Raw genomic sequence first — 25,676 nt, 5'->3', positions numbered from 1 at the left:
AGTCGAGTGTGAGCATGAAGACCGTCGCTTCAAAGTCCGCATATCTGGGCTGGCTCTCCCGCGCCCTGACAAGGGCGGAGGGCGACGCTCGTCGCCTGTCTGAGTTGCGCTGAGGAAGGCCCGATGTACGACGCCTGGCGCATCGGCTTCATCCGCCGCCCAGTGAGCCATGTCCTGGAGCCGAACGGACTGGAGGCGAAGACCGTGACCTGGCTTCCGCCCTGCCCGCGCGACTTCCAGTTCATCGCTGATCCCTTCGGCCTGGAGCGGGACGGGATCCTCACCATATTCGCAGAGGCCTACGACTATCGTGTTCGGCGCGGCGAAATCCGCTACTTCCAGTATGAAGGCGATGTCCTGGTCCGACAGGGCTTGGCTCTGGCCGCCCCCTTCCACCTTTCCTACCCCAGCCTGATCGAAGAGGATGGGATCCTGTACATGCTGCCCGAGGGCTACAAGAGCGGCGCGCTGACCTTGTATCGGTGCGAGCGCTTTCCGGACCGATGGACGCCCGTCAGCCGCCTGCTGGAACAGCCCGCCATCGACGCCACCGTGGCGCGGCACGGCGGACGCTGGTGGATGTTCTACGCCCTGCCCGGGCCGAACGATCGGGCGATGCGGGAAATGCACATCGCCAGCGCCGATGCCCTGATGGGACCGTGGACGCCCCATGCCGGCAATCCTGTGCGCTCTGGCTTCCTGGACTCGCGGCCGGGCGGCACGGCGTTTGAACACGAAGGGCGGCTCTACTTGCCTGTGCAGGAATGCCGGCCGACCTATGGCGCGGCTATCCGCTTGTTGCGCATCGACGTCCTGAGCCCGACCGATGTCCTGGCGACGGAAGTGCGGCGCTTGGCGCCCGACGGCTTGCTGCCTGGGTTTGAGGACGGGTTGCATACGCTGTCCGGCGACGCCAACGTGACCTTCATCGACCTGAAGGGCCTGCGGCGCTCCCGCGCGGAAAGGGGGATCAAGGCCCTCTACAAGGCCCGCCGCCTCCTCGGCCTGAACAGCCCCGGCGTCACGCGAAACACCGAGCTGGAGGCTGTTTGATGCGCATCGCCGTCGTCCTGCCACGCGGCTGCGCCCTTGACCGCGACAGGGTCAACTCCATGGAGGCGGTGGCGCTGTTGCTGAACCGCTGGAGTCGCTTCGCCGCGGACGTGCGCTTCGTATGCGAAGCCGGCGCCGCAATCCCGGTCGAGGCCGGGCGAATGCTGACCGTGCCGTCGGGCCTGGGGAGGGCCGCCTATGAGGCCGCGGTGGTCAGCCGCCTGCACGCTTTCCAGCCAGACCTGATCGAATACCATCAGCAGCTCGGTTGTGCGGCCGAGATCGCGCGTCGTCTGCCGGGGCGTCCTCAGATTCTGTATCGCCACACCCGGGTCAAGCCGCCCTCCAACCCTGTCGACCGATGGCGATACGGCCGCCGTCTGAAAGCCTTCAGCCGCCTGGTCTTCGTCAGCTGCGCCGCCCGCGACGAATTCCTGGTCGACTATCCGGGCTTCGATCATCAGGCCGAGGTGATCTGCAACCCGATCGACCTTGAAGCCTGGCGCGGCGATGTCGCGAAGAAGGAAAAGCTGATCCTGTTTGCGGGACGCGCCATGGAGGAAAAAGGTCTGGACGCCCTCTGTCTCGCCTTGGCCCAAACCCTGGATCAGTCGCCCGACTGGCGTGCGGCCCTCATGCTCGGCGACTGGGACCGCCATCAATCCTGGGCCGAGCCGCACGTCGCGGCGCTGGCGCGGTTCGGGCAAAGGATCGAGATCGCCTATTCAGCGTCCCCCGGCACGGTGCGCGCCGTCGCCCAGCGCGCAGCGATCGCCGTCGTTCCCTCTCGCGTGCCGGAAACCCTGGGGTTGGCGGCGCTGGAGGCCCACGCCGCGGGCGCCGCCCTGATCTCGTCGGGACGCGGCGGCCTGCGCGAAGCCAGCGGCGCACATGCGATCTATGTCGATCCGCCCGAGGCGAACGCGTTGAAAGCCGCCTTGCTGGAGCTGACGCGCGACGACGCCCGTCGCATCGCCCTGGCGCGTGATGGTCAGGCCTTCGTGATACAAGCGCACGCCCCGGCTTTGCGCGCCGCCGAACTGGACGCCCTGCGCCTGCGCCTGACCGAAACCGCCGCCGCGGCATGACCGAGATTCATCCATGAGCCTGACCTCCTTCCTGCGTTCCCTGTTCAAGACCCGGTCTTCGAGCGAGGACATTCGCGACCTGCCCGATCGACGGGCGCTGGCGGAAATCTATCTCCCCGCGCTGGCCGCGCGGGGCGGGCGCATACTGTGGGTCGGCTGCCGCCGCTATACCGCCATGGACTATCCGGCCCTGGAGCATCAAGGCGCGGAGGTGTGGACCACCGATATTGATCCCCGCGCCGCACGCTGGGGACGCGCCGGCCGCCATCAAACCGGCGACATCTGCCAAGCCGGGGCCATCTTCGACGACCTGCGCTTTGACGCCATCGTGTGCAACGGCGTGCTGGGCTTTGGGGTAGACCGCCGCGAGGATCAAGAAACCGCACTGGCCGCCATGGCCACGATCATGAAACCGAACGGACTGCTGATCCTGGGTTGGAACACCGACCGGATCGACGATCCCCTGGACTTGTCGGCGGTCAAACGCCTCTATCAACCCGCCACCCTCGGCGGCGCGCCGTCACGCGTCCGTTTCGACGCTGTCACCCACGTCTACGACACGCTGGCGGTCCAGGCGCCCTGAGGAGATCACGCCCGCCCTCACCCGCCGGGCTTGGGGCTGAAATACTTCTCGAACTTTCCGGTCTCGCTTTCATAGGCCGCGCGGTCGGCGGGCGGCTCGCCCTTGACCGTGATGTTGGGCCAGACCCGAGCGTAATCGGCGTTGATCTTGAGCCATTTGCCGTCGGGTTCGTCCTCGGTGTCCGGCTTGATGGCGTCGACCGGGCACTCGGGTTCGCAGACGCCGCAGTCGATGCAGTCGTCGGGCGAGATGACGAGGAAGTTTTCGCCCTCGTAGAAGCAGTCCACGGGGCAGACCTCGACGCAGTCCATGAACTTGCATTTCACGCAGGCGTCGGTGACGAGATAAGTCACGGCAGAAATCCAGTCGTAGGAGCGGCGGCCTAGAGCCAGCCGCGCTCTTCAAGAAGGCGGCGAACCGCGTCGGCCGCCAGCGACGGCGACAGCTGTTCGGTGGCCAGGGTCAGGTCCGGCGCGATCGGGGCCTCGTAGGGCGCGGCGACCCCGGTGAAGCCCGCGATCACCCCGGCCGAGGCGCGGGCATACAGCCCCTTGGGATCGCGGGCGCGGCAGCTTTCCAGCGACGCATCCACGAAGACCTCAATGAAGCGGTCGTCGTCGAAGCGCGCCCGCACGGCGTCGCGATCCGCCCGTCGCGGCGAGATCAGGGCGCATATGGCGATGACGCCGGCCTCCGTGAACAGCCGCGCCGCCTCCCCCGTCCGGCGCACGTTCTCGGCCCGGTCGGCGTCGGAGAAGCCGAGATCGCGGTTGAGGCCATGACGCAGATTGTCGCCATCCAGCAGCACGGTCCGGCAGCCCCGGCCATGCAGGCTCTGTTGAAGGGCCTGGGCGACCGTGGACTTGCCCGCCCCCGACAGGCCGGTCAGCCAGACCACCCCGCCGCGATGGCCGTTCAGAAGCTCGTGAGCGTCGCGCGAAACGGCGGCGGGGCTGTGGTGAATATGGGCCGCCTGATCGGGGATCCCCGTGATCACCCCCGCCGCCACCGTGACGCCCGTGCGCCGGTCGATCAGGACGAAGGCGCCCTGGGCCGGGTCATCGCGGAAGGCGTCCACCGCGACCGGCGACGGCAGGGTCAGCAGGCCGTCCGCCACCTCATTGGGCGCCAGCGTCGACGCCTCGCCCGAAAGCGTCAGCCGCGCGGGCAAGGTCCGCGTGCCCAGCTTCACCTGGTAGCGGCCGTCGGCGTCAAAGGGCTGATCGCCCATCCACAGCAGGCGCACGGTCAGCTGGTCGGCGGCGGCGGGGCGATCATCTGTCGGGGCCAGGACGTCGCCGCGCGCCACGTCGGTCGCCTCGGCCAGTTCCAGGGTCACGGCGTCGCCGGCTCGAGCGGCCGCGACCTCGACATCGCCCGCCAGGATGCGCGCCAGCGTCACCGCCTGACCGCCGGGGCAGACGACCAGGGCGTCGCCGACCTTGACCTCGCCCGAGGCGATGGTCCCGGCATAGCCGCGGAAATCGGCGTGCGGCCGGTTGACGTACTGCACCGACATTCGGAACGGCCGGGCGACGCCGGTTTCGGCGACCGGCAGGTCCTCCAGCGCCTCGATCAGGCTGGGGCCGTCGTACCAGGGCGTGGCGGCCGACAGCGCCGTCAGGTTGTCGCCGCGTCGCGCGCTGACCGGAATGGCCGTGACCGAGCGGAAACCCAGGTCAGCGACCAGTTCGGCATAGGCGTCGCGGATGCGCGCGAACGCCGCCGGATCGTCCGCGATCAGGTCGATCTTGTTGACCGCCAGAATGACGTGGCGAATGCCGAACAGGGCGACGATGCGGCTATGGCGCGCCGTCTGGGCCGTCACGCCCTTGACCGCATCGACCAGCACGACCGCCGCGTCGCAGGTCGAGGCGCCGGTGGCCATGTTGCGCGTATACTGCTCATGCCCCGGCGTGTCGGCGACGATGAAACTGCGGCGCGGCGTCGACATGTAGCGATAGGCCACATCGATGGTGATGCCCTGCTCGCGCTCGGCCTCCAGCCCGTCCAGCAGCAGGGCGTAGTCGAGGTTGGCCCCGTCGGTGCCGAAGCGACGCGAGTCCCGTTCCAGCGTCGCCAGTTGATCCTCGGGCACCTGGCCCGTCTCGAACAACAGCCGGCCGATCAGGGTGGACTTGCCGTCGTCCACGGAGCCGCAGGTCAGGAAGCGCAGCAGATCGCGTTCCGGCCGGCGCGTCTGTCCGGTGAAAGCCGTCACGGCGCCGTCCATCAGAAGTATCCCTCGCGCTTCTTGCGCTCCATCGAGGCGGTCTCGTCGGCGTCGATCAGACGCCCCTGTCGCTCGGATTGCCGACTGGTGCGCAGCTCGCGGATCACGGCGTCGAGGCTGTCGGCTTCGGATTCCACGGCGGCGCTCAGCGGATAGCAGCCTAGGGAGCGGAAGCGGACGCGGCGCAGTTCGGGCGTCTCGCCCTCGCGCAGCGGCAAGCGCTCGTCGTCGCGCACGATCAGGGCGCCGTCGCGCACCACCACGGGGCGCAGGGCCGAGAAATACAGCGGCACGACCGGGATGCCTTCAGCCCGCGTGTATTCCCACACGTCCAGCTCGGTCCAGTTCGACAGGGGGAAGACGCGCAGGCTCTCGCCCGGACCCAGGTTCGAGTTCCACAGCCGCCACAGTTCCGGCCGCTGGCGACGCGGGTCCCAGCTGTGGTCCGCGCCCCGGAACGAGAAGATGCGCTCCTTGGCCCGCGACTTCTCCTCGTCGCGTCGCGCGCCGCCAATGGCGACGTCAAAGCCGTGCAGGTCGAGCGCCTGTTTCAAGGCGTCGGTCTTCATCGCCTGGGTGTGGGCCGAGGATCCGGAGGTGATCGGGCTGACGCCGCGCGCCAGCGCCTCGTCATTGGTGTGGACCAGCAGGCGCGCGCCATAGAGGCCGGCCACGTGGTCGCGATGGGTGATCATGTCCCGGAACTTCCACGTCGTATCGACGTGCAGCAGGGGGAAAGGCGGCGAGCCGGGATAGAAGGCCTTGGCCGCCAGATGCAGCAGGACGCCGGAGTCCTTGCCGATCGAATACATCATGACCGGGTTACGCGCGGTCGCCGCCACCTCGCGCAGGATCTCGATCGCCTCGGCCTCGAGCTGGCGCAGATGCGGGGGCAGGACGCGACGCGCCGTGGCGTCTCTCTGCTTTTCGACGGTCGCCTGCATAGGCTGCGGTCCTCACTGGTCGTCTTGAACGTGGGATATTTGAAGCGTGGAGGGCCGGTCCGCGTCGAACGATATGATCTCGCGCCGGCCGATAGAAAATCTGAAAGGTCAGCCGACGAAGGCGCGTTCCAGCACATAGTCGCCCGGTTCGGCGTTCGAGCCTTCGCTCAGGCCGTGGCTTTCCAGCAGGGCCGCCGCCTCGCGGATCATGGCGGTCGAGCCGCACAGCATGATGCGGTCCTGCGACGGATCGAACCGGCCTTCGAGACCCAGATCATCGAAGAAGGCGCCGCTGGTGATGCGGTCGGTGATGCGTCCCGGACGCTCGAAGGCCTCGCGCGTCACCGTCGGATAGTAGGTCAGCTGCGCCCTCGCCTCCTCCCCGATCAGGGGATCGTCGTGCAGGTCGCGGCCGAAGAAGTCGCGATAGGCCAGATCGGCGACTTGGCGCACCGTATGGGTCACGACCACCCGCTCGAACCGGGCGTAGGTTTCCGGATCGCGCGCCACGCTCAGCCAGGGCGCCAGGCCGGTGCCGGTGCCGATCAGGAACAGCCGCCGCCCGGGTTTCAGGGCGTCCAGCACCAGGGTGCCCGTCGGCTTCTTGCCCAGCAGGACCTCGTCGCCGGGCTGGATGTCGACCAGGCGCGACGTCAACGGGCCGTCCTCGACGCGGATGGAGAAGAACTCCAACTCGTCCGACCACGACGGGCTGGCGATGGAATAGGCCCGCAGCGTGGGCTTGCCCGCCCCGTCCGCCGACGGCAGGCCGATCATCACGAACTCGCCGGAGCGGAAGCGGAAATCCTCGGGCCGATCAATGGCGAAGCTGAACAGATGATCGGTCCAGCGCCGCACCCAACGGACCCGCTGCGGGGTCCAGGGCGCGGGCGCCGCGACACGGGAACGCTCCAGAACTGCGACTTCGCTCACGACCGACCTCCTGCTTGAAGGCCTTCGACATAGGGCGGGAGGCGTCAGCCGAGGAAACGATCAATCCTGTTTCGAGCGTGCAGAAAATCTGCGAGCGCGCTTACAGCTGGTCCAGATTGTTGTCGAAGTCGATGGCCTGCTTCTTCAGCCAGGCCACGAAGGCCTTGGTTCCAGGCGACGCCGGACGGTCCCTGGGCAGGACGATATAGTAGGCGAAACCCAGCACCTGACTGCCGTCCGGGAAGGGCGCGACCAGACGCCCGGTGGCGAGGTCAGCCTGGGCCAGGGTCCGCCTGGCCAGGGCCACGCCGCGCCCCGCCGCCGCCGCCTCGATCAGCAGGCTGGACTGGTCGAAGCGCGAGCCGCGCCGCGCGTCGGCGTGGCTCGCGTGGCGGGCCTTCAGCCACATGGCCCAGTCGGGCCGCGAGGCGTCGCCGTCCTCGGACATGTCATGCAGAAGCGTGTGCTGGGCCAGGTCCTCGGCGGTGCGGATCGGGTGCGGCGCGGCCACCAGCGACGGCGCGCAGACGGGGATGACGGTCTCGGTCAGCAGGCGTTCGACCACATGGCCCGGATAGTCGCCAGGACCATAACGGATGGCCAGATCAACCTTGCCCTTGCCCACCGTCACAGGCTCCATGTCGGCCGAAATCCAGACCTCGATGTCCGGGTGGGCCGCGTGGAAGTCGTCCATGCGCGGCATCAGCCATTTCGAGGCGAAGGACGGCGCGACGCTGATCGCCACCGTCCGGTTCAGCGGCGGCTCGCGCAGAATGGCCGAGGCGTCCATCAGCCGCTCGAACCCTTCGCGCAGCAGAGGCGTCGCCGCACGGCCCAGTTCCGTCAGCTGCAGCCCGCGCGCTTCCCGCGTGAACAGGGGGCCGCCGATGATCTCTTCCAGCAGACGGATTTGCTGGCTGACAGCCCCCGGCGTCACCGACAGCTCATCCGCCGTCCGCGAGAAGTTGAGGTGCCGCGACGCGCTTTCAAAAGCGCGCAGGGCGTTGAGGGGCAAAAGCGGTCGAACCATGCGCTTGTAGAAAACCTATCAGGGCGTCGAAGACAATCTGGTTTGTGGAAGGATCGTGCACGGCGGATGCTGAATGTCGAGCCGCCACGCAACAGCGCAGGCGGATGACAGCAGATCATGGAACCGGCCGATGCGCGTCTTTCTGGCATCCATCCCTTTGAGCAAGGCGAAAGTCGTCGTCGTCGGCGCGGGCGAACCGGCGCTGGCGAAACTGCGTCTGTTCCTCAACAGCCCGGCCAAACTGGTCTGGTTCACGCCGGACGGCGCACCCGCCGCGCTGGAAACGCCGCCCGCCGCGCCGACGCCGAGCCCCCGCATTCCTGACGCCGCCGACCTGAGCGGCGCCCGCCTGGTCTTCATCGCCCTGAACGATCTCGCCCTGGCCCGCGACATCGCCGAGGCCGCGCGCGAGGCCGGCGCCCAGGTGAACATCGTCGATCAGCCCTCCTTCAGCGACTTCCATACTCCGGCCCTGATCGACCGCGACGAGGTGGTCGTGGCCGTCGCGACCGGCGGATCTGCCCCTATCCTCGCCCGCGATCTGCGCTCGAAGATCGAGGCCGTCCTGCCGCAAGGCGTGGCCTCCGTCGCTCGGCTGGCGGGTGAACTGCGCGGAGCCGTGACGGAGTCGATCCCCGACTTCCTCGCCCGCCGCCGCTTCTGGGAAAAGGCCTTCCGCAGCCCCGCCGCCGACTTGGCCGCCGACGGCCGCATGGCCGAGGCCCGCCGCGAGATGGTCCGCCTGCTGAACGTCGCCGCGACGCCCCGCGAAGAAGCCGCTCAGGGCGTCGTCCACATCGTCGGCGCCGGTCCCGGCGATCCTGAGCTGCTGACCCTCAAGGCTCTGCGCGCGCTTCAGGACGCCGACGTCATCATCCACGACAAGCTGGTCTCGCCTGAGGTGCTGGACCGCGCCCGACGCGACGCCCGGCGCATCTACGTCGGCAAGGCGCGCGGCGACCATTCGGTGCCGCAGGACCAGATCGAACAACTGATGATCGACGAGGCCCGCGCCGGGCACCGCGTCGTGCGGCTGAAGGGCGGCGACCCCTTCGTCTTCGGGCGCGGCGGAGAAGAACTGGAAGCCGTGCGCGCCGCCGGGATCGAGGCTGTCGTCGTGCCGGGCATCACCGCCGCCCTCGCCTGCGCGGCGTCCACCGGCCTGCCCCTGACCCACCGCGACCACGCCCAGGCCGTGACCTTCGTCACCGGCCAGCCCAAGCCCGGCGGTCGGGCCGCCGACTGGACCCGGCTGGCGGCGCCGAACCATACCCTGGCCGTCTATATGGGCGCCGGCCAGGCTGAAGAAATCGCATCGAACCTGCTGGCCGCCGGACGCAGCGGCGCCACCCCCGTCGCTGTGGTCGAGAACGGCAGCCGCCCCGACCAGCGCACCTTCAAGGGGCGCCTCGACGACCTGGGCGCCCTGGTCGCGCGCATGGACCTGACCGGCCCCGCCCTGCTGTTCATCGGCGAGACCGCCGCGCTTGCCGTCGCCGACGACGAGCGCGCCCTGATCGAGGTCGCCGCATGAAACTGCTGACCGCAAACCGGCTGAACGACGGCCGCGTCATCTATCTGGGCGAGGCCGACGCGGTGGTCGAAGCCATCGACGGCGCTCGCATTCTGGACGTCGATGCCGCCGAGGCCGCCCTGGCGCAGGCCCAGTCGCGCCCGGCCGTCTTCGTCAATCCCTACCTGATCGAGGTCGAGGGCCGCACCCCTGCGGGCCGCGACCGGCTGAAGGAGCGCATCCGCTCGGCCGGCCCCACCGTGGGCCACAGCCTCGCCTTCGCTCGAAACGAGATCGCCTGATGTACCGTTACGACGAATTCGACGCCGCCCTGGTCCGCGAGCGCATCGCGGAGTTCAGCGATCAGGTCGATCGCCGCAGCAGCGGCGAACTGACCGAAGACGAGTTCAAACCGCTGCGGCTGATGAACGGCGTCTATCTGCAACTGCACGCCTATATGGCGCGGATCGCAGTGCCTTACGGCGTCATGAACAGCCGCCAGATGCGTCAGCTGGCCCATGTCGCCCGCACCTATGACAAGGGCTACGGCCACTTCACCACCCGCACCAATATCCAGTTCAACTGGCCCGCGCTGCAGGACCTGCCCGCCATCCTGACCGATCTGGCCGAGGTCGAGATGCACGCCATCCAGACCTCCGGCAACTGCATCCGCAACGTCACGACCGACGTCTTCGCCGGCGTCGCCGCCGACGAGATCGAGGACCCGCGTCCGTGGTGCGAGATCCTGCGCCAGTGGTCGACCATCCACCCCGAATTCTCCTTCCTGCCGCGCAAATTCAAGATCGCGGTCATCGGCGCGGCCAAGGACCGGGCGGCGATCCGCACGCACGACGTCGGACTTCAGATCGTGCGCGGCGACGACGGCCAGACGGCCTTCCGCGTCTTCGTCGGCGGCGGTCAGGGACGACTGCCGCACATCGCGCAAGAGATCGCCTCAGCCGTGCCGGGACGTTCGCTGCTGGCCTATCTGACCGCCATCCTGCGCGCCTACAATTTGCTGGGACGGCGCGACAACATCCACAAGGCGCGGATCAAGATCCTAGTCGCGGCCATCGGCATCGACGCCTTCCGCGACGAGGTCGAGCGCCAGTTCGCCATCCTGCGCCAGGAAGACCTGCGCATCCCCGACGAGGAACTGGCCCGCATCCAGGCCTACTTCACCCCGCCGCCGTTCGAGACCCTGCCCGCGACCAGCCCGTCCTATGACGCCGCCCGCCGCCTGAACCCCGAGTTCGCCCGCTTCACCCGCTCGAACCTGCGCGATCACAAGCAGGCCGGATACGGCGCGATCATCGTCTCGCTGAAGCCGACCGGCGGCGTCCCCGGCGACATCACGGCGGCGCAGATGGAGGTCGTCGCGGACTTGGCCGAGCGCTTCTCGTTCGACGAAGTGCGCGCCTCCTACGAACAGAATCTGGTCCTGCCCCATGTTCGGCTGGAGGACGCCCACGCGGTCTGGAGCCGACTGCGCGAGGCCGGTCTGGCCACGGCCAACGCCGACCTGGCCACCGACATCATCGCCTGCCCCGGCCTGGACTATTGCAGCCTGGCCAACGCCCGCTCCATCCCCGTGGCCCAGGCCCTGTCGCGCCAGCTGGCCGACGCCGACCTGCAGGAAAAGCTGGGTCCCGTGCGGATCAACATCAGCGGCTGCATCAACGCCTGCGGCCACCACCACGTCGGCCACATCGGCGTCCTCGGCGTCGATCGAAAGGGCGAGGAATACTATCAGATCACGGTCGGCGGCTCGCCCGACGAGCAGGCCGCGCTGGGCGAGATCGTCGGCCGCAGCCTGCCCGCCGACGAGGTGGCCCCCGCTATCGCCCGCGCCCTGGATCGCTATCTGGAAGTCCGCAACGACGGCGAACTGTTCATCGACACGGTCCGTCGCCTCGGCGCCGATCCCTTCCGCACCGCCATCTATGAGCCGATCGATGCAGCTGCTTGAGCAAGCCCAGGACGGCGTTCGCCTGACCGTCTCGACGCCCGAGGCGGACATACAGGCTGCGGCCGCGGCCAACGACAGCCTGATCCTTGAGTTCGAGGCCTTCCGTGACGGTCGCGGCTTCTCGCTGGCCGCCGTGCTGCGCGGTCAGGGCTATCGCGGCCGCCTGATCGCGGCGGGCAAGGTCCTGCCCGACCAAGCCCGACACCTGCGCCGCTGCGGCTTTGATGCGGTCGAACTATCGCCCGGCGCCGACGCGGCGCCCTGGCGGCGCATGGATCAGGCCTTCAGCGCGGCCTATCAGCCCGCGTCCGGCGACGACCGGCTGGTCTGGCGTCAGCGCCATGCGACGCCCGCGTCCGCAGACGCCGCCGCCTTGGCCGCGCGTCTCAACGCTCAATGGGGCGACGCCGAAGCAGAAGACCTGTTGAAGGCGATTCTGGACCCGGCGCTGGGCCGCAAGGCCGCCGCCATCTCCTCCTTCGGCGCCGAGGCCGCCGTCCTGCTGCACCTGATCTCGCGCGTGCGGCCCGACCTGCCCGTCGTCTTTCTCGAGACCGGCCAGCACTTCTTCCAGACCCTGGCCTATCGCCGCGAACTGGCGCAGCGGCTGGGTCTGACCGACGTGCGCGACATCGCGCCCGACGCCGCCGTCCTGGCCGCCGCCGACCCGCGCGGCGACCTGTGGCGGAGCCAGCCCGACGCCTGCTGCGCCGCTCGCAAGGTCCAGCCTCTGGCTCAGGCGCTGTCCGGTTTCGACACCCGGATCACCGGCCGCAAACGCTATCAGAACAACCAGCGCGCCGACCTCATGCCGTTCGAGGCTGCGGGCGACGTCCTGACCGTCAACCCGTTGGCCAAGTGGTCGGCGGATCAGGTCGAGGATTGGCTGCGCGACCATCAACTGCCGCGCCATCCTCTGGTCGAGCAGGGCTACCCCTCCATCGGCTGCTGGCCCTGCACCCGCGCCGTCGCCGCTGACGAGGACGCCCGCGACGGCCGCTGGGCGGGTCAGGAGAAGACCGAGTGCGGCATCCATGCACGGACGCTGGCCCCGGCCTGTTGACGCGGGCCGTCCGCCGCATCGCCCGATCCCTTCACAAGACCTGATCCAGAGACATCCCTTGTCCATCTCCAGCATCATCAACCTCATCGGCGACACGCCGCTGATCCGCCTGAACCGCCTGTCGGACGCCACCGGCTGCGAGATTCTGGGCAAGGCGGAGTTTTTGAACCCCGGCCAGTCCATCAAGGACCGCGCGGCCCTGTCCATCGTGCAGAAGGCCAAGGCTTCGGGCGCGCTGCGGCCCGGCGGCGTGATCGTGGAAGGCACGGCGGGCAACACCGGCATCGGCCTGGCCCTGGTCGGGGCGGCCCTGGGCCACCGGGTGGTCATCGTCATGCCCCGCACCCAGTCCGAGGAGAAGAAGCTGGCCATCCGGGCGCTGGGCGCGCGCCTGATCGAGGTGGACGCCGCTCCCTTCTCCAGCCCCAACCACTTCGTCCACTACTCGGAAGAGGTGGCGCGCAAGCTGAACGCGACCGAGCCTCACGGCGCCTTCTGGGCCAATCAGTTCGACAATATCGCCAACCGCGCCGCCCACTATGAAGGCACCGCCGCCGAGATATGGGAACAGACCGGCGGGCGGGTCGACGCCTTTGTCAGCGCCGTCGGCAGCGGCGGCACCCTGGCCGGGGTCGGCGCCTTCCTGCGCGAGCGCAACCCGGCGGTGAAGATCGGCCTGGCCGACCCGGCGGGCGCCTCGCTGTTCAACTGGTTCACCCAGGGCCAGATGACGGGCGAAGGCAGCTCGATCACCGAGGGCATCGGCGTGGCCCGGATCACCGGCAATCTGGAAGGCTTCACGCCCGACTTCGCCTATCGCATCGAAGACGCTGAATTCCTGCCCATTCTCTTCGATCTGGTCAGGCATGAGGGCCTGTCGCTGGGCGGGTCCTCGGGCGTCAATCTGGCCGGCGCCGTCCGGCTGGCGCGCGACATCGGACCGGGCAAGACCATCGTCACCGTCCTGTGCGACCCCGGCACGCGCTACGCCTCGCGCCTGTTCAACCCGGCCTTCCTGCGCAGCAAGGGCCTGCCGACGCCGCAGTGGGTCGCCGAAGACGTGCGGGAGTTGGCGTGATGGCGAGCTTCTCACCCGACCGACGCAGCCTGCTTCTCGGCGCCGGCGCCCTCCCCTTCAGCGCCCTGGCCCTCAGCGGATGCGCCCAGGGCAAGGGGACGGCCCCCCTGCTGAACGTCTCCTACGATCCGACGCGGGAGTTCTATCGCGCCTATAACGAGGCCTTCCTGACGCGCTGGCGCGCGGGCGGCGGCGCGCCCTTTGCGGTCGAACAGTCGCACGGCGGATCGGGCAAGCAGGCCCGCGCCGTCATCGACGGTCTGCCCGGCGACGTCGTCACCCTGGCGCTCGCCTCGGACATCGACGAGATCGCCGCGCGCGGCCTGATCGCCGCCGACTGGCAGACGCGCCTGCCGAACAACGCCGCCCCCTACACCTCGACCATCGTCTTCCTGGTGCGCAAAGGAAATCCGAAAGGCATCCACGACTGGCCCGACCTGCTGAAGCCGGGCGTCGAGGTCATCACCCCCAATCCCAAGACCTCGGGCGGGGCGCGCTGGAACTATCTGGCGGCCTGGGCCGACGCCCTGCGCCGTCCAGGCGGGACCGAGCAATCGGCCCAGACCTTCGTCACCGAACTGTTCCGCCGGGTGCCGGTGCTGGACACGGGGGCGCGCGGATCGACCACCACCTTCGTCCAGCGCGGCATCGGCGACGTCCTGCTGGCGTGGGAGAACGAAGCCTTCCTCGCTGCGCGCGAACTGGGCCCGGATCAGGTCGACATCGTCGCCCCGCCTTTCTCCATCCTGGCCGAACCGCCGGTGGCTGTGGTCGACAAGGTGGTGGACAAGAAGGGCACGCGGGATCGCGCCGAGGCCTATCTGGCGCAGCTCTACGACGAACCGGCGCAGGTTCTGGCGGCCGAGCACTATTACCGGCCGCGCAATGCAACCGTCGCCGCCCGCTTCGCCGACCGCTTCCCGCATCTGACGCTGGCCGACATCTCCGACTTCGGCGGCTGGAGCGCGGCCCAAAAGCGCCACTTCGCCGACGGCGGCGTCTTCGATCAGATCTATCAGCCTGGCCGACAACCATGACCCGACAGCCCGGCCGACTGATCTGGAAAGCCCCCAGCGCCCTGCCCGGTTTCTCCCTCTCGCTGGGGTTCACGGTCGCCTATCTGTCGCTCTTCGTCCTCATTCCCCTGACCGCCCTAGCGATCCGCCCGTGGGAGAACGGCCTCGACAGCGTCATCGCCGCCGCGACCTCGCCCCGCGCCCAGGCGGCCCTGAGGCTCAGCTTCGTCGCCGCCGCCGTCGCCGCCGCCGTCAATGCGGTGATGGGCGGGCTGCTGGCCTGGGTGCTGACCCGCTATGACTTCCCCGGCAAGCGGTTGGCCGACGCGGTGATCGACCTGCCCTTCGCCCTGCCGACCGCCGTGGCGGGCATCGCCCTGACCGCCCTCTACGCCCAGAACGGCCCCATCGGCGGCCTGCTGGCGCCGCTGGGCGTCAAGATCGCCTACACGCCCGTCGGCGTGGTCGTGGCCATGATCTTCGTCGGCCTGCCCTTCGTCGTTCGCTCCATCCAGCCCGTGCTTCAGGATCTGGATCAGGAGGTCGAGGCCGCGGCCGAGACCCTGGGCGCCTCGCCGTTCCAGCGCGCCACGCGCATCATCCTGCCCGCCGTCCTGCCCGCCCTGCTTTCCGGCGTCGGCCTGGCCTTCGCGCGCGGGGTCGGGGAATACGGCTCGGTCATCTTCATCGCCGGCAACATGCCGCTGCGGTCGGAGATCGCGCCCCTGTTGATCGTCACCCAGCTGGAGCAGTTCGACTATGCCGGCGCCGCGACCATCGGCATGGCCATGCTGGTCCTGTCCTTCCTCATCCTGCTGGGCTTCAACGGCCTGCAGACCTTGATCGCGAGGCGGGGCGCATGACGGTCGAAGCCCTGCCCTCGGCGCCGCTCTCCACTTCTCGCAAGCGAGGCCTGGGACGCGGCCTGCTGATCGGCCTGGCCCTGCTGTGGCTGGCGCTCATCGTGCTCGCACCGCTGGGCGTCATCCTGGTCGAGGCCCTGCGAAAAGGCGTGGACGCCGCCGTCGCCAGCCTGTCCCAGCCCGACGTCTGGGCCGCCGCCCGGCTGACCCTGCTGACCACGGCCATCGCCACCCCGCTGAACGCCGTCTTCGGCCTGGCCGCCGCCTGGTGCGTCACCCGCTTCGACTTCATCGGCAAGACCCTGCTGATGGCGCTGATCGACCTGCCGCTGTCGGTGTCGCCGGTCATTTCCGGCCTGGTTTGGGTGCTGCTGTTCGGCGCCTCGGGCTGGTTCGCGCCCTGGCTGAACGCCGCCGGCCTGCAGGTCATGTTCACCCCGGTCGCTATCGTTCTGGCCACCATCCTCGTCACCCTGCCCTATGTGGCGCGCGAGCTGATCCCGCTGATGCAGCAGCAGGGATCGGACGAGGAACTGGCCGCCCTGACCCTGGGCGCCCGGCCGTCCGCCATCTTCTTCTTCATCACCCTGCCGAACGTGCGCTGGGCCCTGCTGTACGGCGTGCTGCTGGCCAATGCGCGGGCGATGGGCGAGTTCGGGGCCGTCTCGGTGGTGTCGGGCCACATTCGCGGCCTGACCAACACCCTGCCGCTGCACGTCGAGATTCTCTACAACGAGTACGACTTCGTCGGCGCCTTCGCGACCGCCGCCCTGCTGGCGGTTCTGGCCCTGGTGACCCTGGTCCTGAAGTCCTTCCTCGAGCACCGCCACGCCGACGACCTCGCCGCGAGGGGGCGGCGCTGACATGACCCTCGACATCCAATCCATCACCCGCGCCTACGACGGCCTGCCCGCGCTCGACGACGTCAGCCTGACCGTTCGCGACGGCGAGTTCCTGGCCCTGCTCGGCCCGTCCGGCTCGGGCAAGACCACCCTGTTGCGCATCATGGCCGGGCTGGACCGCCCCTCCGCCGGTCAGGTGCGGTTCAACGGCGAGAACTTCCTGGCCCTCAGCCCGCGCGAGCGCCGGGTCGGCATGGTGTTCCAGAGCTACGCCCTGTTCCGCCACATGACGGTGGCCGACAACATCGCCTTCGGGTTGAAGGTGCGCCCGCGCGGATCGCGCCCCGGTCGGGCCGAGATCGCCGAGCGGGTTCAGGACCTGCTGCGCCTGATCCAGTTGGAGGGCTTCGGCGCCCGCTACCCCAGCCAACTTTCGGGCGGCCAGCGTCAGCGGGTGGCCCTGGCCCGCGCCCTGGCCATCGAGCCGCGCCTGCTGCTGCTGGACGAGCCCTTCGGCGCCCTGGACGCCCGCGTCCGCCGCGACCTGCGCCGCTGGCTGCGTCAGGTCCATGAGCAGACCGGCGTGACCACCGTCCTCGTCACCCACGATCAGGAAGAAGCGCTGGAACTGGCCGACCGCGTCGCCATCCTGCGGCAAGGCCGCATCGAACAAGTCGATACGCCGCAAGCCCTCTACGACCGCCCCGCCTCGGCCTTCGTCCATGACTTCCTCGGCGAAGGCCTGCAGCTTCAGGCCACGGTGGCCCGCGGCGAGGTCGTGTCGAACGACTGGCGCGCGCCGTCCGACGCCCCGACCGGCGACGCCTTGCTTTGCATACGACCCGAAGATCTGGAGGCCGCCGACACCGGCCTGGCCGGCGTCGTCATGTCCACCCTCCGGCGCGGCGATCGCGCCCGCGTGGCCGTGTCCCTGCACGGCCGCCGGCTGGAGCTGGACCGCGCCGTCGGCGATCCGCTGACGACGCTGGCGCCGGGCGAGCCGGTCCGTCTTCACCCGCGCCGCTTCCATGTCCTGGCCGAGCGCGGCGAAACCCTGGCGAAAAGCGCATGAGCGGGCCGACGGTCGCCGTCATCGGCGCCGGGTTCAGCGGCCTGCTGACCACGCTCAACATCCTGCGAATGTCGCCTGATGTGTCGGTGCAGTTGATCGAGCGGCGCGGCGTCTTCGGCCTCGGCCCTGCCTATGCGACCGGCAATCCCAAGCACCTGCTCAATGTGCGCCTGTCGAACATGAGCGCCTTTCCCGACCGGCCGCACCATCTGGCCGACTGGATGGCGGAGCAGCCCGCCTGGTTCGCGCGCGACGACTTCATCACGCGCGGCGACTATGGGCGCTATCTGGCGCACCTGCTGGATCAGGCCCTGCGCTCCGACCGGGACGGCGAGCGCCTGTCCCTGATCCGGGGTGCGGTCAGCGCCATCCGCCCGCATGAGGGCGGATGGAAGATCATGCTGGATGGCCGCAGTTCGACCTTCGCCGACGCCGTGGTCCTGGCCCAGGGCAACCTCAGCCCCGCCGCCCCGTCCGGCCTGGACCCCGCCCTGATCGGCTCAGGGCGTTACCTGAGCGATCCGTGGAGCGCGCTGGACGCCCTGCCCGCCGACGCCGACGACATCCTGCTGATCGGCGCGGGCCTGACCATGGTGGACGCCGCCATCGCCCTTCGCCGCCCAGGCCGCCGCTTCACCGCCGTCTCGCGCCACGGCCTGCTGCCTCGCAGCCACGGCTCGACCACCATGCCGCCGCCCAAGCGCGCCTATGTCGGCGGACCGGCCGAGGTCTTCCGGCAAGCGCGACGCGCCGCGAACGAAGACGACTGGCGCGCCGCGGTGGACGACGTGCGCCATTCCGCCCGCGACCTCTGGTCGTCTTGGTCCCTGCCCCAGCGCAGCCGTTTCCTGCGCCACCTGCGGGCGCTGTGGGACAATCACCGCCACCGCCTGGCCCCCGGCGTCGCGCGCGAGATCAGGGCCATGCTGGCCTCCGAGGAGCTGGAGGTCACAGCGGCCCGCATCACCGCCCTTTCGCATCGAAACGGCGAAGTCGAGGCGATCCTGAAAGGACGAGGCGATCCACAGCCGCGCGCCCGCAGTTTCGACGCCGTCGTCAACTGCTCAGGCCCGACCGGCGACGTCGCCCAGAGCGCCGAACCGCTGCTGAAAGACCTGCTGAAGCAGGGCCTGGCCGCCCCCGCCGCCCTGGGCCTCGGCCTGGCGGTCGATCCGAAAGGCCGGCTGATCGACGGCCGAATGCTGGCCCACGACCGTCTCTTCGCCATCGGTCCGCTGACCCGCAGCCTGTTCTGGGAAGCCACCGCCGTGCCCGACCTGCGCGAACACGCCGTGACCGTCGCGCAGAACGTCCTGTCGGCCATCGACTCGAACAAGGAGCACGGACCGATATTCCACCCCCGCGCCACAGCGCCCATCGAGGTCGAATACCGCTGACGGCGGGGGCGGACGTCTTCAGACCGGAACAGCCGTCGTGTACTTCACCTGGCTGAGCGCAAAGTGCGACGCCGCAGTGGCGACGTTGGGATGGTTCAGCAGGTCGCGCATCAGGAAGCGCTCATAGCCGGCCACGTCAGCCGCCACGACCCGAAGCAGATAGTCCCATTCGCCGGACATGGTGTGGGCCTCCATCACATCGGGTCGGGTGGTCAGATAGTCCTCGAACGCCCGCCGGTCGCCCGGCGCGTGCGAACGCATCCGCACCTGGCACATGACGTTGACGCCCCGCCCCACCCTCTCGGCGTCCACCAGCCGAACAGCGGCCTTCAGAACGCCCGCTTCCTCCAGCGCCTTGATCCGCCGCCAGCATGAGGCGGGCGACGAGCCGGCCTTCTCCGCCAGGGCGGCGTGACTGAGACCGGCGTCCGCCTGAAGCGCGCGCAGTATCCGACGATCGACGTCATCGAGTCCATTCTGTTTCATATCCTGAGTGAATACGAAACAAGACCCCATTTCCAGCGCCAAAGCCGCAAAGTTTGAAAAGCACGTATCAAGCCGACTGAGCCATTCTGGTCATCTAGAGGAAGGGATGACGATACGCCTTTCCTGGGTCACGAGCTGGAGCGCCGCCTGATGTTCGACCGTCCCGTTGAGGGCCTCTTCTCCGCCCTGACCGCGCAGGCGCCGGATCCCCTGCTGTCCCTCATCGCCCTCTATCGCGACGACCCGCGCGCGGAGAAGATCGACCTGGGCGTCGGCGTCTATCGCGACGAAGACGGCCACACGCCGATCATGCGCGCCATGAAGGCCGCCGAGCAGAAGCTGGTCGATGAGCAGCCGACCAAGTCCTACCTCGGCCCTGAGGGCGACGTCGGCTTTGTCGCGCTCACCGCCAAGCTGGCCATGGGCGATCAGGCGGAAGGTCTGATCGGCGTCCAGACGCCGGGCGGCACCGGCGCCCTGCGCCTTGCAGCGGCGCTGATCCAGACCGCGCGCCCCGGCGGGACGGTCTGGCTGGGCACGCCCAGTTGGCCCATCCATGCACCGATCTTCGAAAGCGCCGGCCTGTCGGTGCGGACCTACCGCCACTATGACCCGGCCACGGGCGGCCTGGCCTTCGACGACCTGAAGCACGCCCTGCTTCAGGCCGGCAGCGGCGATGTCTTCCTGATCCATGGTTGCTGCCACAATCCGTCGGGCGCCGATCCCGACGCCGGTCAGTGGGCCGAGATCGCGCGCCTGGCGGCTGAACGCGGCGTCGTGCCCCTGATCGACCTCGCCTATCAGGGGCTGGGCGACGGTCTGGACGAGGACGCGATTGGCGCCCGCATGGTCGCCGCCGCCGTCGATGAGGTCGTCATCGCCTATAGCTGCGACAAGAATTTCGGCCTCTATCGCGAACGCACCGGCGCCCTTTTCGTCAAGGCGGCCGCCGGGGAGGCGACGCGGTCGAACCTGCACGCCCTGGCCCGCTATATGTGGTCGATGCCGCCGGATCACGGCGCGGCCGCCGCCCGCATCATCCTGGAGACTCCGGCCCTGGCCGCCGACTGGCGCGCGGAGCTGGATACGGTGCGCAATCGCCTGAACGGCGTGCGTGAGGCCCTGGCGGCGGCGCATCCGCGTCTGGCCCCGCTCAGCGCTCAAAGGGGCATGTTCTCGCTCATGCCCCTGACGCCGGATCAGGTGATCGCCATCCGCCGCGACCACGCCGTCTACATGGCCGGGTCCGGCCGCATCAACCTCGCCGGCCTGACGCTCGCCAGCGTGCCGCGGTTCGTCCAGGCGTTCGACGCCGTCCTTTCCCACTGACATCCCCGCGGGCGCCCGGCGTCCGTCCTCGACATCGGAGCCCGTCATGACCATCACCCCGGAAAACCCCATCGGCCTCGACGGCTTCGAGTTCGTCGAGTTCACCAGCCCCGACCCGGCCGCCATGAAGGGGTTGATCGAACAGCTGGGCTTCGTGCCGACGCACCGCCATCCGACCAAGGACATCGTCCGTTACAAGCAGGGGCGCACCAATCTGCTGGTCAACAGCGAGCCGACCGGCCAGGCCTGCGACTTCCGCGCCGCCCACGGTCCCTCGGCCTCGGGCATGGCCTTCCGCGTCGCCGACGCGGCCCAGGCCTTTGATCTGGCCCTGTCGCGCGGCGCCCAGGCCGTGGACGCCGCGGTCGGCGCCCTGGACGCCGACGCCAAGGTGCTGCAGGGCATCGGCGGCTCCTACCTCTATCTGGTCGATCAATACGGACCGAAAGGCTCGCTCTACGACAGCTGGACCGAGATCGAGGGCTGGCGCGAAGCCGAGGCGGCCAACGCCGTCGGCCTCGAGATCCTCGACCACCTGACCCACAACGTGAAGCGCGGTCAGATGCGCACCTGGTCGACCTTCTACAATCAGATCTTCGGCTTCGAGGAGCAGAAGTATTTCGACATCAAGGGCCAGGCCACGGGCCTCTTCTCCCAGGCCATGATCGCGCCGGACAAGGCGATCCGCATCCCCCTGAACGAGAGCCAGGACGACAAGTCCCAGATCGAGGAGTTCATCCGCCAATACAACGGCGAAGGCATCCAGCACCTGGCGATGACGACGGCTGATATCTACGACACGGTCGAGAAGCTGCGCGCCCGCGGCGTCAAGCTGCAGGACACGATCGAGACCTATTACGAACTGGTCGACAAGCGCGTGCCGGGCCACGGCGAGGATCTGGAGCGGCTGAAGAAGAACCGCATCCTGATCGACGGGAACGTCGGCGAGGAGGGCCTGCTGCTGCAGATCTTCACCGAAAACCTGTTCGGCCCGATCTTCTTCGAGATCATCCAGCGCAAGGGCAACGAAGGCTTCGGCAACGGCAACTTCCAGGCCCTGTTCGAGTCCATCGAGCTGGATCAGATCCGGCGCGGCGTCATCACGGTCGACGCCTGACGCCGGCGGTCAGGGGCGGTTCCTGCATCTCCCGTCCCTGACCTCACCTTCAAAAGCCCCGCCCTTCGTCAGGACCTCGCCATGTCGTCTGCCCGATCCAACGCGCCCGCCTATCAGACCGGCTTCGCCAATCATTTCGCCACCGAGGCGGTCGAGGGCGCCCTGCCCGTCGGCCGCAACTCGCCGCAGCGTCCCGCCCTGGGTCTCTATGCCGAGCAGCTGTCGGGCGCGGCCTTCACCGCGCCGCGCGATCACAATCTGCGCAGTTGGCTCTATCGCCTGCGGCCCTCGGCCCAGCATGGTCCGTATCAGCCCTTCGCCCAGGGGCGGGTGCGTTCCGGCCCCTTCGTCGAGACCCCGCCCAACCCCAACCGGATGCGTTGGGACCCCCTGACCATGCCGGATCAGCCGACCGACTGGGTCGAGGGCCTGACCACCTATGGCGGCGCCGGCGACGCCGATTCCGGCGCGGGCGTGGGCATCCACCTCTATGTCGCCAACCGTTCGATGGTCGATCGCGTCTTCTATTCGGCCGACGGCGAGCTGCTGATCGTGCCGCAGCAGGGGGCGCAGCGCTTCGTCACCGAGATGGGCGTGATCGAGGCGGCGCCGGGCCATGTCGTGGTCATCCCCCGCGGCGTCCGCTTCCGCGTCGAGGTGGATGGAGAGGTGCGCGGTTACGTCTGCGAGAACTACGGCTCGCCCTTCCGCCTGCCGGACCTTGGCCCCATCGGCTCCAACGGTCTGGCCAATCCGCGCGACTTCGAGACCCCCGTCGCCTGGTTCGAGGACGTGGATCGCCCGACCCAGTGCGTTCAGAAATACGGCGGCCTCTTGTGGGCCACGACCTTTGGCCACAGTCCGCTGGACGTGGTCGGCTGGCACGGCAACTACGCCCCCTACCGCTATGACACGGCGCGGTTCAACACCATCGGCACGGTCAGCTATGACCACCCGGACCCGTCGATCTTCACCGTCCTGACCAGCCCGTCGGACACGCCCGGCACGGCCAACTGCGACTTCGTCATCTTCCCGCCGCGCTGGATGGTGGCCGAGGACACCTTCCGGCCGCCGTGGTTCCACCGCAACGTCATGAGCGAGTTCATGGGGCTGATCTTCGGCGAATACGACGCCAAGGCGGGCGGCTTCGCCCCCGGCGGCGCCTCCTTGCACAACCGCATGAGCGGCCACGGTCCCGATCAGGCCAGCTGGAACGGCGCGACCCAGGCCGAGCTGAAGCCGCACAAGATCGAGAACACCCTGGCCTTCATGTTCGAGACGCGGATGCCGATCCGCACCACGGCCTGGGCCGAGGCCACGCCGCTGATGCAGCTCGACTACGACGACTGCTGGACCGGGTTCGAAAAAGGAAGCGTCGGATGAGGCGCCTCGACGAAACCCATGACCCGGCGCGCGCCAGCTGGGTCGAAAGCGCCAACGGCCACGCGGACTTCCCCGTCCAGAACCTGCCGCACGGCGTGTTCAGCCCGCCCGGCGAGACGCCGCGCGGCGGCGTCGCCATCGGCGACAGCATCCTGGACCTGGCCTCGGCGACGGCTGCCGGTCTGTTCGACGGCGAAACGCACGAGGCGGCTCTCGCTGCTTCTGGCGAGGCTCTGAACCCCTGGCTGGCGCTGTCTCCGCCCCAGCGGCGCGCCCTGCGTCGACACCTGTCCGTCCTGTTGTCCGATCCGGCCCACGCGGATGCGGTTGCGCCGCACCTGGTCGAGGCGGCATCCGTCCAGATGCGCCTGCCTGCACGGATCGGCGACTACACCGACTTCTACGCCGGCATCCATCACGCCGTGAACGTCGGTCGGCTGTTCCGACCCGACAATCCGCTTTTGCCCAACTACAAGCACGTGCCCATCGGCTATCATGGGCGCGCGTCCTCGGTCGTGGCCTCGGGCCATCCGGTCCCCCGCCCCCAGGGGCAGACCATGACGGCGGACGCCGACGCGCCGACCCACGGCCCCACACGCCGCCTGGACATCGAACTGGAACTGGGCGTCTGGATCGGACAGGGCGCGGCGCTGGGCGCGACCATCCCGATCGACGAAGCAGGCGATCACATCGCCGGCCTGTGCCTGTTGAACGACTGGTCGGCGCGCGATCTCCAGGCCTGGGAGTATCAGCCGCTCGGTCCCTTCCTGGCCAAGAACTTCCTCACCACGGTCTCGCCCTGGATCGTGACGACCGAGGCGCTGGAGCCCTTCCGCATCGCCCAGCCACAGCGACCCGAGGGCGACCCCCGACCCCTGCCCTATCTGTGGGACGAAGGCGATCAGGTCCGCGGAGCCTTCGCGCTGGAACTGGAAAGCGCCATCCTGACCCCGCGGATGCGCGACGCCGGCGAGGCGCCCCTCGTGCTGGGACGCGGCCCCGCGACCAACCTCTACTGGACGCTGGCGCAACTGGTGACGCATCACGCCTCGAACGGGTGCAATCTCAATCCGGGCGACCTGCTCGGCACGGGGACCATCTCCACGCCGGACGACAGCGGCTGCGGCAGCCTGCTGGAACTGACGCGGGGCGGCCAAACCCCTGTCCGCCTGCGCAATGGTGAAACCCGCGCCTTCCTGGAGGACGGAGACGAAATCATCCTGCGCGGCCGCGCCCACGCCCCGGCGCGGGTCTCCATCGGTTTCGGCCCCTGCCGAGGCCTCGTGTCGCCCGGAGCCTGAAACAACCCGCCTCGCCGCGCGACCACCCGACACCCATCCAGCGCCAAAAACAGAAACAGTTTCGTTTTCGTCTTGCGGGAATGCAGCCGTTATGAAAACCTCATGCTGGGCTAACGTTCAAAAGCGTTCTGGAGGGGGAAATCATGAAAATGCGCACGTGGCTGCCGGTCGCAGTGGTGCTGATGCTGGGCGCCTGCGGGGCGAAGCCGGCCGAGAAGGGCACGGACCTCTCGAAGGCGAACACCACCTACCAGAACGAGCTGATGGAGAAGCTGATCGACGCCAAGCCCGGCACGGTGATCGAAATCCCGGCGGGCGTCTTCACCATCGACACCAGCTTGAGCCTGGCCGTCGACGGCGTGACCATTCGCGGTCAGGGCATGGACAAGACCATCCTGAACTTCCGCAATCAGGCGGCGGGCGCGCAAGGCCTGCTGGTCACCGCCAGCAACTTCACCATCGAGGACCTGGCGCTCGAGGACACCAAGGGCGACGCCCTGAAGATCAACGAAGGCGAAAACATCATCGTGCGCCGGATCCGCACAGAATGGACCCAAGGGCCGAAGACGGAAAACGGCGCCTACGGCATCTATCCCGTGCAGACGAAGAACGTCCTGATCGAAGACAGCGTGGCGATCGGCGCGTCCGACGCCGGCATCTATGTCGGCCAGTCGAAGAACGTGGTGGTCCGCCGCAACCGGGCGGAATTCAACGTCGCCGGGATCGAGATCGAGAACTGCATTGACGCCGACGTCTATGAAAACCTGGCCACCAACAACACCGGCGGCATTCTGGTCTTCAACATGCCCCAGCTGCAGCAGGCGGGATACCGGACCCGCGTCTACAACAACCGCGCCGTCGCCAACAACACGCGCAACTTCGGCCACGCCGGCACCCCGGTCGCCAGCGTGCCGGCGGGCACGGGCGTGATCGTCAACTCCAACGATCAGGTCGAGATCTTCAACAACGAGATCGCCGACAACAAGACCGCCAACATCATCATCTCCAGCCTGTTCTCCGCCGGCTATTCCGACAGCGCCATGAGCGCCGATTTCGACCCCTATCCCGAAGCGATCCTGATCAAGGACAACCGCTTCAGCGGCGGCGGCAACTCGCCCGACGGCATGGAATTCCAGGCTCTGCGCGTGGCCAAGTTCGGGCCGACCGGCCGGTTCCCCGACATCCTCTGGGACGGCTACGTCAATCACAAGCGCCTGGTGAACGGCCAGATGCCCGCCGCTCTGCGCATCTGCATCGACAACGGCGAGGCCGGCGTTCTGAACGTGGACGGTCCGAACAAGTACGCCAATCCGAACACCGACATGGCGCCGCACAAATGCACCCTGCCGCGGCTCTCGGCCGTCGTTCTGCCGGGAGCCTGAC

24 protein-coding genes are annotated in these 25,676 nt (G+C 68.7%); 18 read left to right on the top strand and 6 right to left on the bottom strand.

Features of this window, described 5'->3' with window-relative positions; all coding sequences use genetic code 11:
* Positions 1-123 precede the first annotated feature (123 nt).
* From AC3IS2_RS05165 to AC3IS2_RS05155, 3 genes are read left to right on the top strand one after another with little or no spacing between them, the layout of a single operon-like run.
* Positions 124-1,053 (top strand): glucosamine inositolphosphorylceramide transferase family protein, encoded by a 930-nt coding sequence (locus tag AC3IS2_RS05165; RefSeq protein ID WP_489199579.1) that lies wholly within the window; start codon positions 124-126, stop codon positions 1,051-1,053.
* Positions 1,053-2,141 carry a glycosyltransferase family 4 protein gene (locus AC3IS2_RS05160; RefSeq protein ID WP_489199578.1) on the top strand — a complete coding sequence of 363 codons (1,089 nt, stop codon included), beginning with the start codon at positions 1,053-1,055 and terminating at the stop codon, positions 2,139-2,141. Before AC3IS2_RS05165 ends, AC3IS2_RS05160 begins: the two co-directional genes overlap by 1 nt.
* Before the next feature lie 13 nt (positions 2,142-2,154).
* Positions 2,155-2,724 carry a class I SAM-dependent methyltransferase gene (locus tag AC3IS2_RS05155; protein ID WP_489199577.1) on the top strand — a complete coding sequence of 190 codons (570 nt, stop codon included), beginning with the start codon at positions 2,155-2,157 and terminating at the stop codon, positions 2,722-2,724.
* A 17-nt stretch (positions 2,725-2,741) separates the two neighbouring features.
* On the opposite strand, the gene fdxA is transcribed toward AC3IS2_RS05155, so the two are convergent.
* From fdxA to gcvA, 5 genes are all read right to left on the bottom strand, one after another.
* Positions 2,742-3,077 carry a ferredoxin FdxA gene (fdxA, locus tag AC3IS2_RS05150; protein WP_489199576.1) on the bottom strand — a complete coding sequence of 112 codons (336 nt, stop codon included), beginning with the start codon at positions 3,075-3,077 and terminating at the stop codon, positions 2,742-2,744.
* A gap of 29 nt (positions 3,078-3,106) precedes the next feature.
* Entirely contained in the window at positions 3,107-4,957 is a 1,851-nt protein-coding gene (gene cysC, locus AC3IS2_RS05145) for an adenylyl-sulfate kinase (protein WP_489199575.1), read from the bottom strand.
* Positions 4,957-5,901, bottom strand: a complete 945-nt coding sequence (gene cysD, locus AC3IS2_RS05140; RefSeq protein ID WP_489199574.1) for a sulfate adenylyltransferase subunit CysD — start codon at positions 5,899-5,901, stop codon at positions 4,957-4,959. Before cysD ends, cysC begins: the two co-directional genes overlap by 1 nt.
* A gap of 108 nt (positions 5,902-6,009) precedes the next feature.
* Positions 6,010-6,816: a ferredoxin--NADP reductase gene (locus AC3IS2_RS05135; protein WP_489200099.1), complete on the bottom strand. Its 807-nt coding sequence runs from the start codon at positions 6,814-6,816 to the stop codon at positions 6,010-6,012.
* A gap of 118 nt (positions 6,817-6,934) precedes the next feature.
* On the bottom strand, positions 6,935-7,864 hold the full coding sequence (gene gcvA, locus AC3IS2_RS05130; RefSeq protein ID WP_489199573.1) for a transcriptional regulator GcvA: 930 nt from the start codon (positions 7,862-7,864) through the stop codon (positions 6,935-6,937).
* A gap of 130 nt (positions 7,865-7,994) precedes the next feature.
* Between gcvA and cysG the strand changes: the two genes are divergently transcribed.
* Genes cysG through AC3IS2_RS05080 form a run of 10 tightly spaced genes read left to right on the top strand, consistent with a single transcriptional unit; the run spans position 7,995 to position 18,677 of the window.
* Positions 7,995-9,398, top strand: coding sequence for a siroheme synthase CysG (cysG, locus tag AC3IS2_RS05125; protein WP_489199572.1), 1,404 nt, complete (start codon positions 7,995-7,997; stop codon positions 9,396-9,398).
* A complete protein-coding gene (locus AC3IS2_RS05120) occupies positions 9,395-9,679 on the top strand; it encodes a DUF2849 domain-containing protein (protein WP_489199571.1) in 285 nt (94 codons plus the stop codon). Before cysG ends, AC3IS2_RS05120 begins: the two co-directional genes overlap by 4 nt.
* Positions 9,679-11,346 (top strand): nitrite/sulfite reductase, encoded by a 1,668-nt coding sequence (locus AC3IS2_RS05115; RefSeq protein ID WP_489199570.1) that lies wholly within the window; start codon positions 9,679-9,681, stop codon positions 11,344-11,346. Before AC3IS2_RS05120 ends, AC3IS2_RS05115 begins: the two co-directional genes overlap by 1 nt.
* Positions 11,333-12,409 carry a phosphoadenylyl-sulfate reductase gene (locus AC3IS2_RS05110; RefSeq protein ID WP_489199569.1) on the top strand — a complete coding sequence of 359 codons (1,077 nt, stop codon included), beginning with the start codon at positions 11,333-11,335 and terminating at the stop codon, positions 12,407-12,409. The genes AC3IS2_RS05115 and AC3IS2_RS05110 overlap by 14 nt, the downstream gene beginning before the upstream one ends.
* 58 nt (positions 12,410-12,467) lie before the next feature.
* Positions 12,468-13,487 (top strand): cysteine synthase A, encoded by a 1,020-nt coding sequence (locus AC3IS2_RS05105; protein WP_489199568.1) that lies wholly within the window; start codon positions 12,468-12,470, stop codon positions 13,485-13,487.
* The gene (locus AC3IS2_RS05100) at positions 13,487-14,524 is read left to right on the top strand and encodes a sulfate ABC transporter substrate-binding protein (RefSeq protein WP_489199567.1); all 1,038 of its coding nucleotides are present in this window, start codon (positions 13,487-13,489) and stop codon (positions 14,522-14,524) included. Before AC3IS2_RS05105 ends, AC3IS2_RS05100 begins: the two co-directional genes overlap by 1 nt.
* On the top strand, positions 14,521-15,366 hold the full coding sequence (gene cysT / locus AC3IS2_RS05095) for a sulfate ABC transporter permease subunit CysT (protein WP_489199566.1): 846 nt from the start codon (positions 14,521-14,523) through the stop codon (positions 15,364-15,366). Before AC3IS2_RS05100 ends, cysT begins: the two co-directional genes overlap by 4 nt.
* Positions 15,363-16,229, top strand: coding sequence for a sulfate ABC transporter permease subunit CysW (gene cysW / locus AC3IS2_RS05090; protein WP_489199565.1), 867 nt, complete (start codon positions 15,363-15,365; stop codon positions 16,227-16,229). The genes cysT and cysW overlap by 4 nt, the downstream gene beginning before the upstream one ends.
* 1 nt (position 16,230) lies before the next feature.
* Positions 16,231-17,280, top strand: a complete 1,050-nt coding sequence (locus tag AC3IS2_RS05085; RefSeq protein WP_489199564.1) for a sulfate/molybdate ABC transporter ATP-binding protein — start codon at positions 16,231-16,233, stop codon at positions 17,278-17,280.
* Entirely contained in the window at positions 17,277-18,677 is a 1,401-nt protein-coding gene (locus AC3IS2_RS05080) for an FAD/NAD(P)-binding protein (RefSeq protein WP_489199563.1), read from the top strand. The genes AC3IS2_RS05085 and AC3IS2_RS05080 overlap by 4 nt, the downstream gene beginning before the upstream one ends.
* A gap of 18 nt (positions 18,678-18,695) precedes the next feature.
* On the opposite strand, the gene AC3IS2_RS05075 is transcribed toward AC3IS2_RS05080, so the two are convergent.
* Entirely contained in the window at positions 18,696-19,163 is a 468-nt protein-coding gene (locus AC3IS2_RS05075) for an Lrp/AsnC family transcriptional regulator (protein ID WP_489199562.1), read from the bottom strand.
* Positions 19,164-19,313: 150 nt separating this feature from the next.
* On the opposite strand from AC3IS2_RS05075, the gene AC3IS2_RS05070 reads away from it, so the two are divergent.
* The 5 genes from AC3IS2_RS05070 (at position 19,314) to AC3IS2_RS05050 (ending at position 25,675) form a co-directional block, all read left to right on the top strand.
* On the top strand, positions 19,314-20,492 hold the full coding sequence (locus AC3IS2_RS05070) for an amino acid aminotransferase (RefSeq protein WP_489199561.1): 1,179 nt from the start codon (positions 19,314-19,316) through the stop codon (positions 20,490-20,492).
* A gap of 46 nt (positions 20,493-20,538) precedes the next feature.
* Entirely contained in the window at positions 20,539-21,609 is a 1,071-nt protein-coding gene (hppD, locus tag AC3IS2_RS05065; RefSeq protein ID WP_489199560.1) for a 4-hydroxyphenylpyruvate dioxygenase, read from the top strand.
* An 81-nt stretch (positions 21,610-21,690) separates the two neighbouring features.
* Positions 21,691-22,992 (top strand): homogentisate 1,2-dioxygenase, encoded by a 1,302-nt coding sequence (hmgA, locus tag AC3IS2_RS05060; RefSeq protein WP_489199559.1) that lies wholly within the window; start codon positions 21,691-21,693, stop codon positions 22,990-22,992.
* The gene (gene fahA, locus AC3IS2_RS05055; protein WP_489199558.1) at positions 22,989-24,293 is read left to right on the top strand and encodes a fumarylacetoacetase; all 1,305 of its coding nucleotides are present in this window, start codon (positions 22,989-22,991) and stop codon (positions 24,291-24,293) included. Before hmgA ends, fahA begins: the two co-directional genes overlap by 4 nt.
* Positions 24,294-24,436: 143 nt before the next feature.
* Positions 24,437-25,675: a parallel beta-helix domain-containing protein gene (locus AC3IS2_RS05050; RefSeq protein WP_489199557.1), complete on the top strand. Its 1,239-nt coding sequence runs from the start codon at positions 24,437-24,439 to the stop codon at positions 25,673-25,675.
* The last annotated feature ends 1 nt before the right edge of the window (position 25,676 follow it).

It is taken from the genome of Brevundimonas sp. KH_025 (assembly GCF_057839885.1).
This window is presented reverse-complemented; position numbering and strand designations above follow the sequence as displayed.

Excerpts from the sequence above, each read along its gene's own strand:
- AC3IS2_RS05165 (WP_489199579.1), top strand. The coding sequence starts at position 124 with ATGTACGACGCCTGGCGCATCGGCTTCATCCGCCGCCCAGTGAGCCAT.
- AC3IS2_RS05160 (WP_489199578.1), top strand. The coding sequence starts at position 1,053 with ATGCGCATCGCCGTCGTCCTGCCACGCGGCTGCGCCCTTGACCGCGAC.
- AC3IS2_RS05155 (WP_489199577.1), top strand. The coding sequence starts at position 2,155 with ATGAGCCTGACCTCCTTCCTGCGTTCCCTGTTCAAGACCCGGTCTTCG.
- cysC (WP_489199575.1), bottom strand. The coding sequence starts at position 4,957 with ATGGACGGCGCCGTGACGGCTTTCACCGGACAGACGCGCCGGCCGGAA.
- cysD (WP_489199574.1), bottom strand. The coding sequence starts at position 5,901 with ATGCAGGCGACCGTCGAAAAGCAGAGAGACGCCACGGCGCGTCGCGTC.
- gcvA (WP_489199573.1), bottom strand. The coding sequence starts at position 7,864 with ATGGTTCGACCGCTTTTGCCCCTCAACGCCCTGCGCGCTTTTGAAAGC.
- cysG (WP_489199572.1), top strand. The coding sequence starts at position 7,995 with ATGCGCGTCTTTCTGGCATCCATCCCTTTGAGCAAGGCGAAAGTCGTC.
- AC3IS2_RS05120 (WP_489199571.1), top strand. The coding sequence starts at position 9,395 with ATGAAACTGCTGACCGCAAACCGGCTGAACGACGGCCGCGTCATCTAT.
- AC3IS2_RS05115 (WP_489199570.1), top strand. The coding sequence starts at position 9,679 with ATGTACCGTTACGACGAATTCGACGCCGCCCTGGTCCGCGAGCGCATC.
- AC3IS2_RS05110 (WP_489199569.1), top strand. The coding sequence starts at position 11,333 with ATGCAGCTGCTTGAGCAAGCCCAGGACGGCGTTCGCCTGACCGTCTCG.
- AC3IS2_RS05100 (WP_489199567.1), top strand. The coding sequence starts at position 13,487 with ATGGCGAGCTTCTCACCCGACCGACGCAGCCTGCTTCTCGGCGCCGGC.
- cysT (WP_489199566.1), top strand. The coding sequence starts at position 14,521 with ATGACCCGACAGCCCGGCCGACTGATCTGGAAAGCCCCCAGCGCCCTG.
- cysW (WP_489199565.1), top strand. The coding sequence starts at position 15,363 with ATGACGGTCGAAGCCCTGCCCTCGGCGCCGCTCTCCACTTCTCGCAAG.
- AC3IS2_RS05085 (WP_489199564.1), top strand. The coding sequence starts at position 16,231 with ATGACCCTCGACATCCAATCCATCACCCGCGCCTACGACGGCCTGCCC.
- AC3IS2_RS05080 (WP_489199563.1), top strand. The coding sequence starts at position 17,277 with ATGAGCGGGCCGACGGTCGCCGTCATCGGCGCCGGGTTCAGCGGCCTG.
- AC3IS2_RS05075 (WP_489199562.1), bottom strand. The coding sequence starts at position 19,163 with ATGAAACAGAATGGACTCGATGACGTCGATCGTCGGATACTGCGCGCG.
- AC3IS2_RS05070 (WP_489199561.1), top strand. The coding sequence starts at position 19,314 with ATGTTCGACCGTCCCGTTGAGGGCCTCTTCTCCGCCCTGACCGCGCAG.
- hppD (WP_489199560.1), top strand. The coding sequence starts at position 20,539 with ATGACCATCACCCCGGAAAACCCCATCGGCCTCGACGGCTTCGAGTTC.
- hmgA (WP_489199559.1), top strand. The coding sequence starts at position 21,691 with ATGTCGTCTGCCCGATCCAACGCGCCCGCCTATCAGACCGGCTTCGCC.
- fahA (WP_489199558.1), top strand. The coding sequence starts at position 22,989 with ATGAGGCGCCTCGACGAAACCCATGACCCGGCGCGCGCCAGCTGGGTC.
- AC3IS2_RS05050 (WP_489199557.1), top strand. The coding sequence starts at position 24,437 with ATGAAAATGCGCACGTGGCTGCCGGTCGCAGTGGTGCTGATGCTGGGC.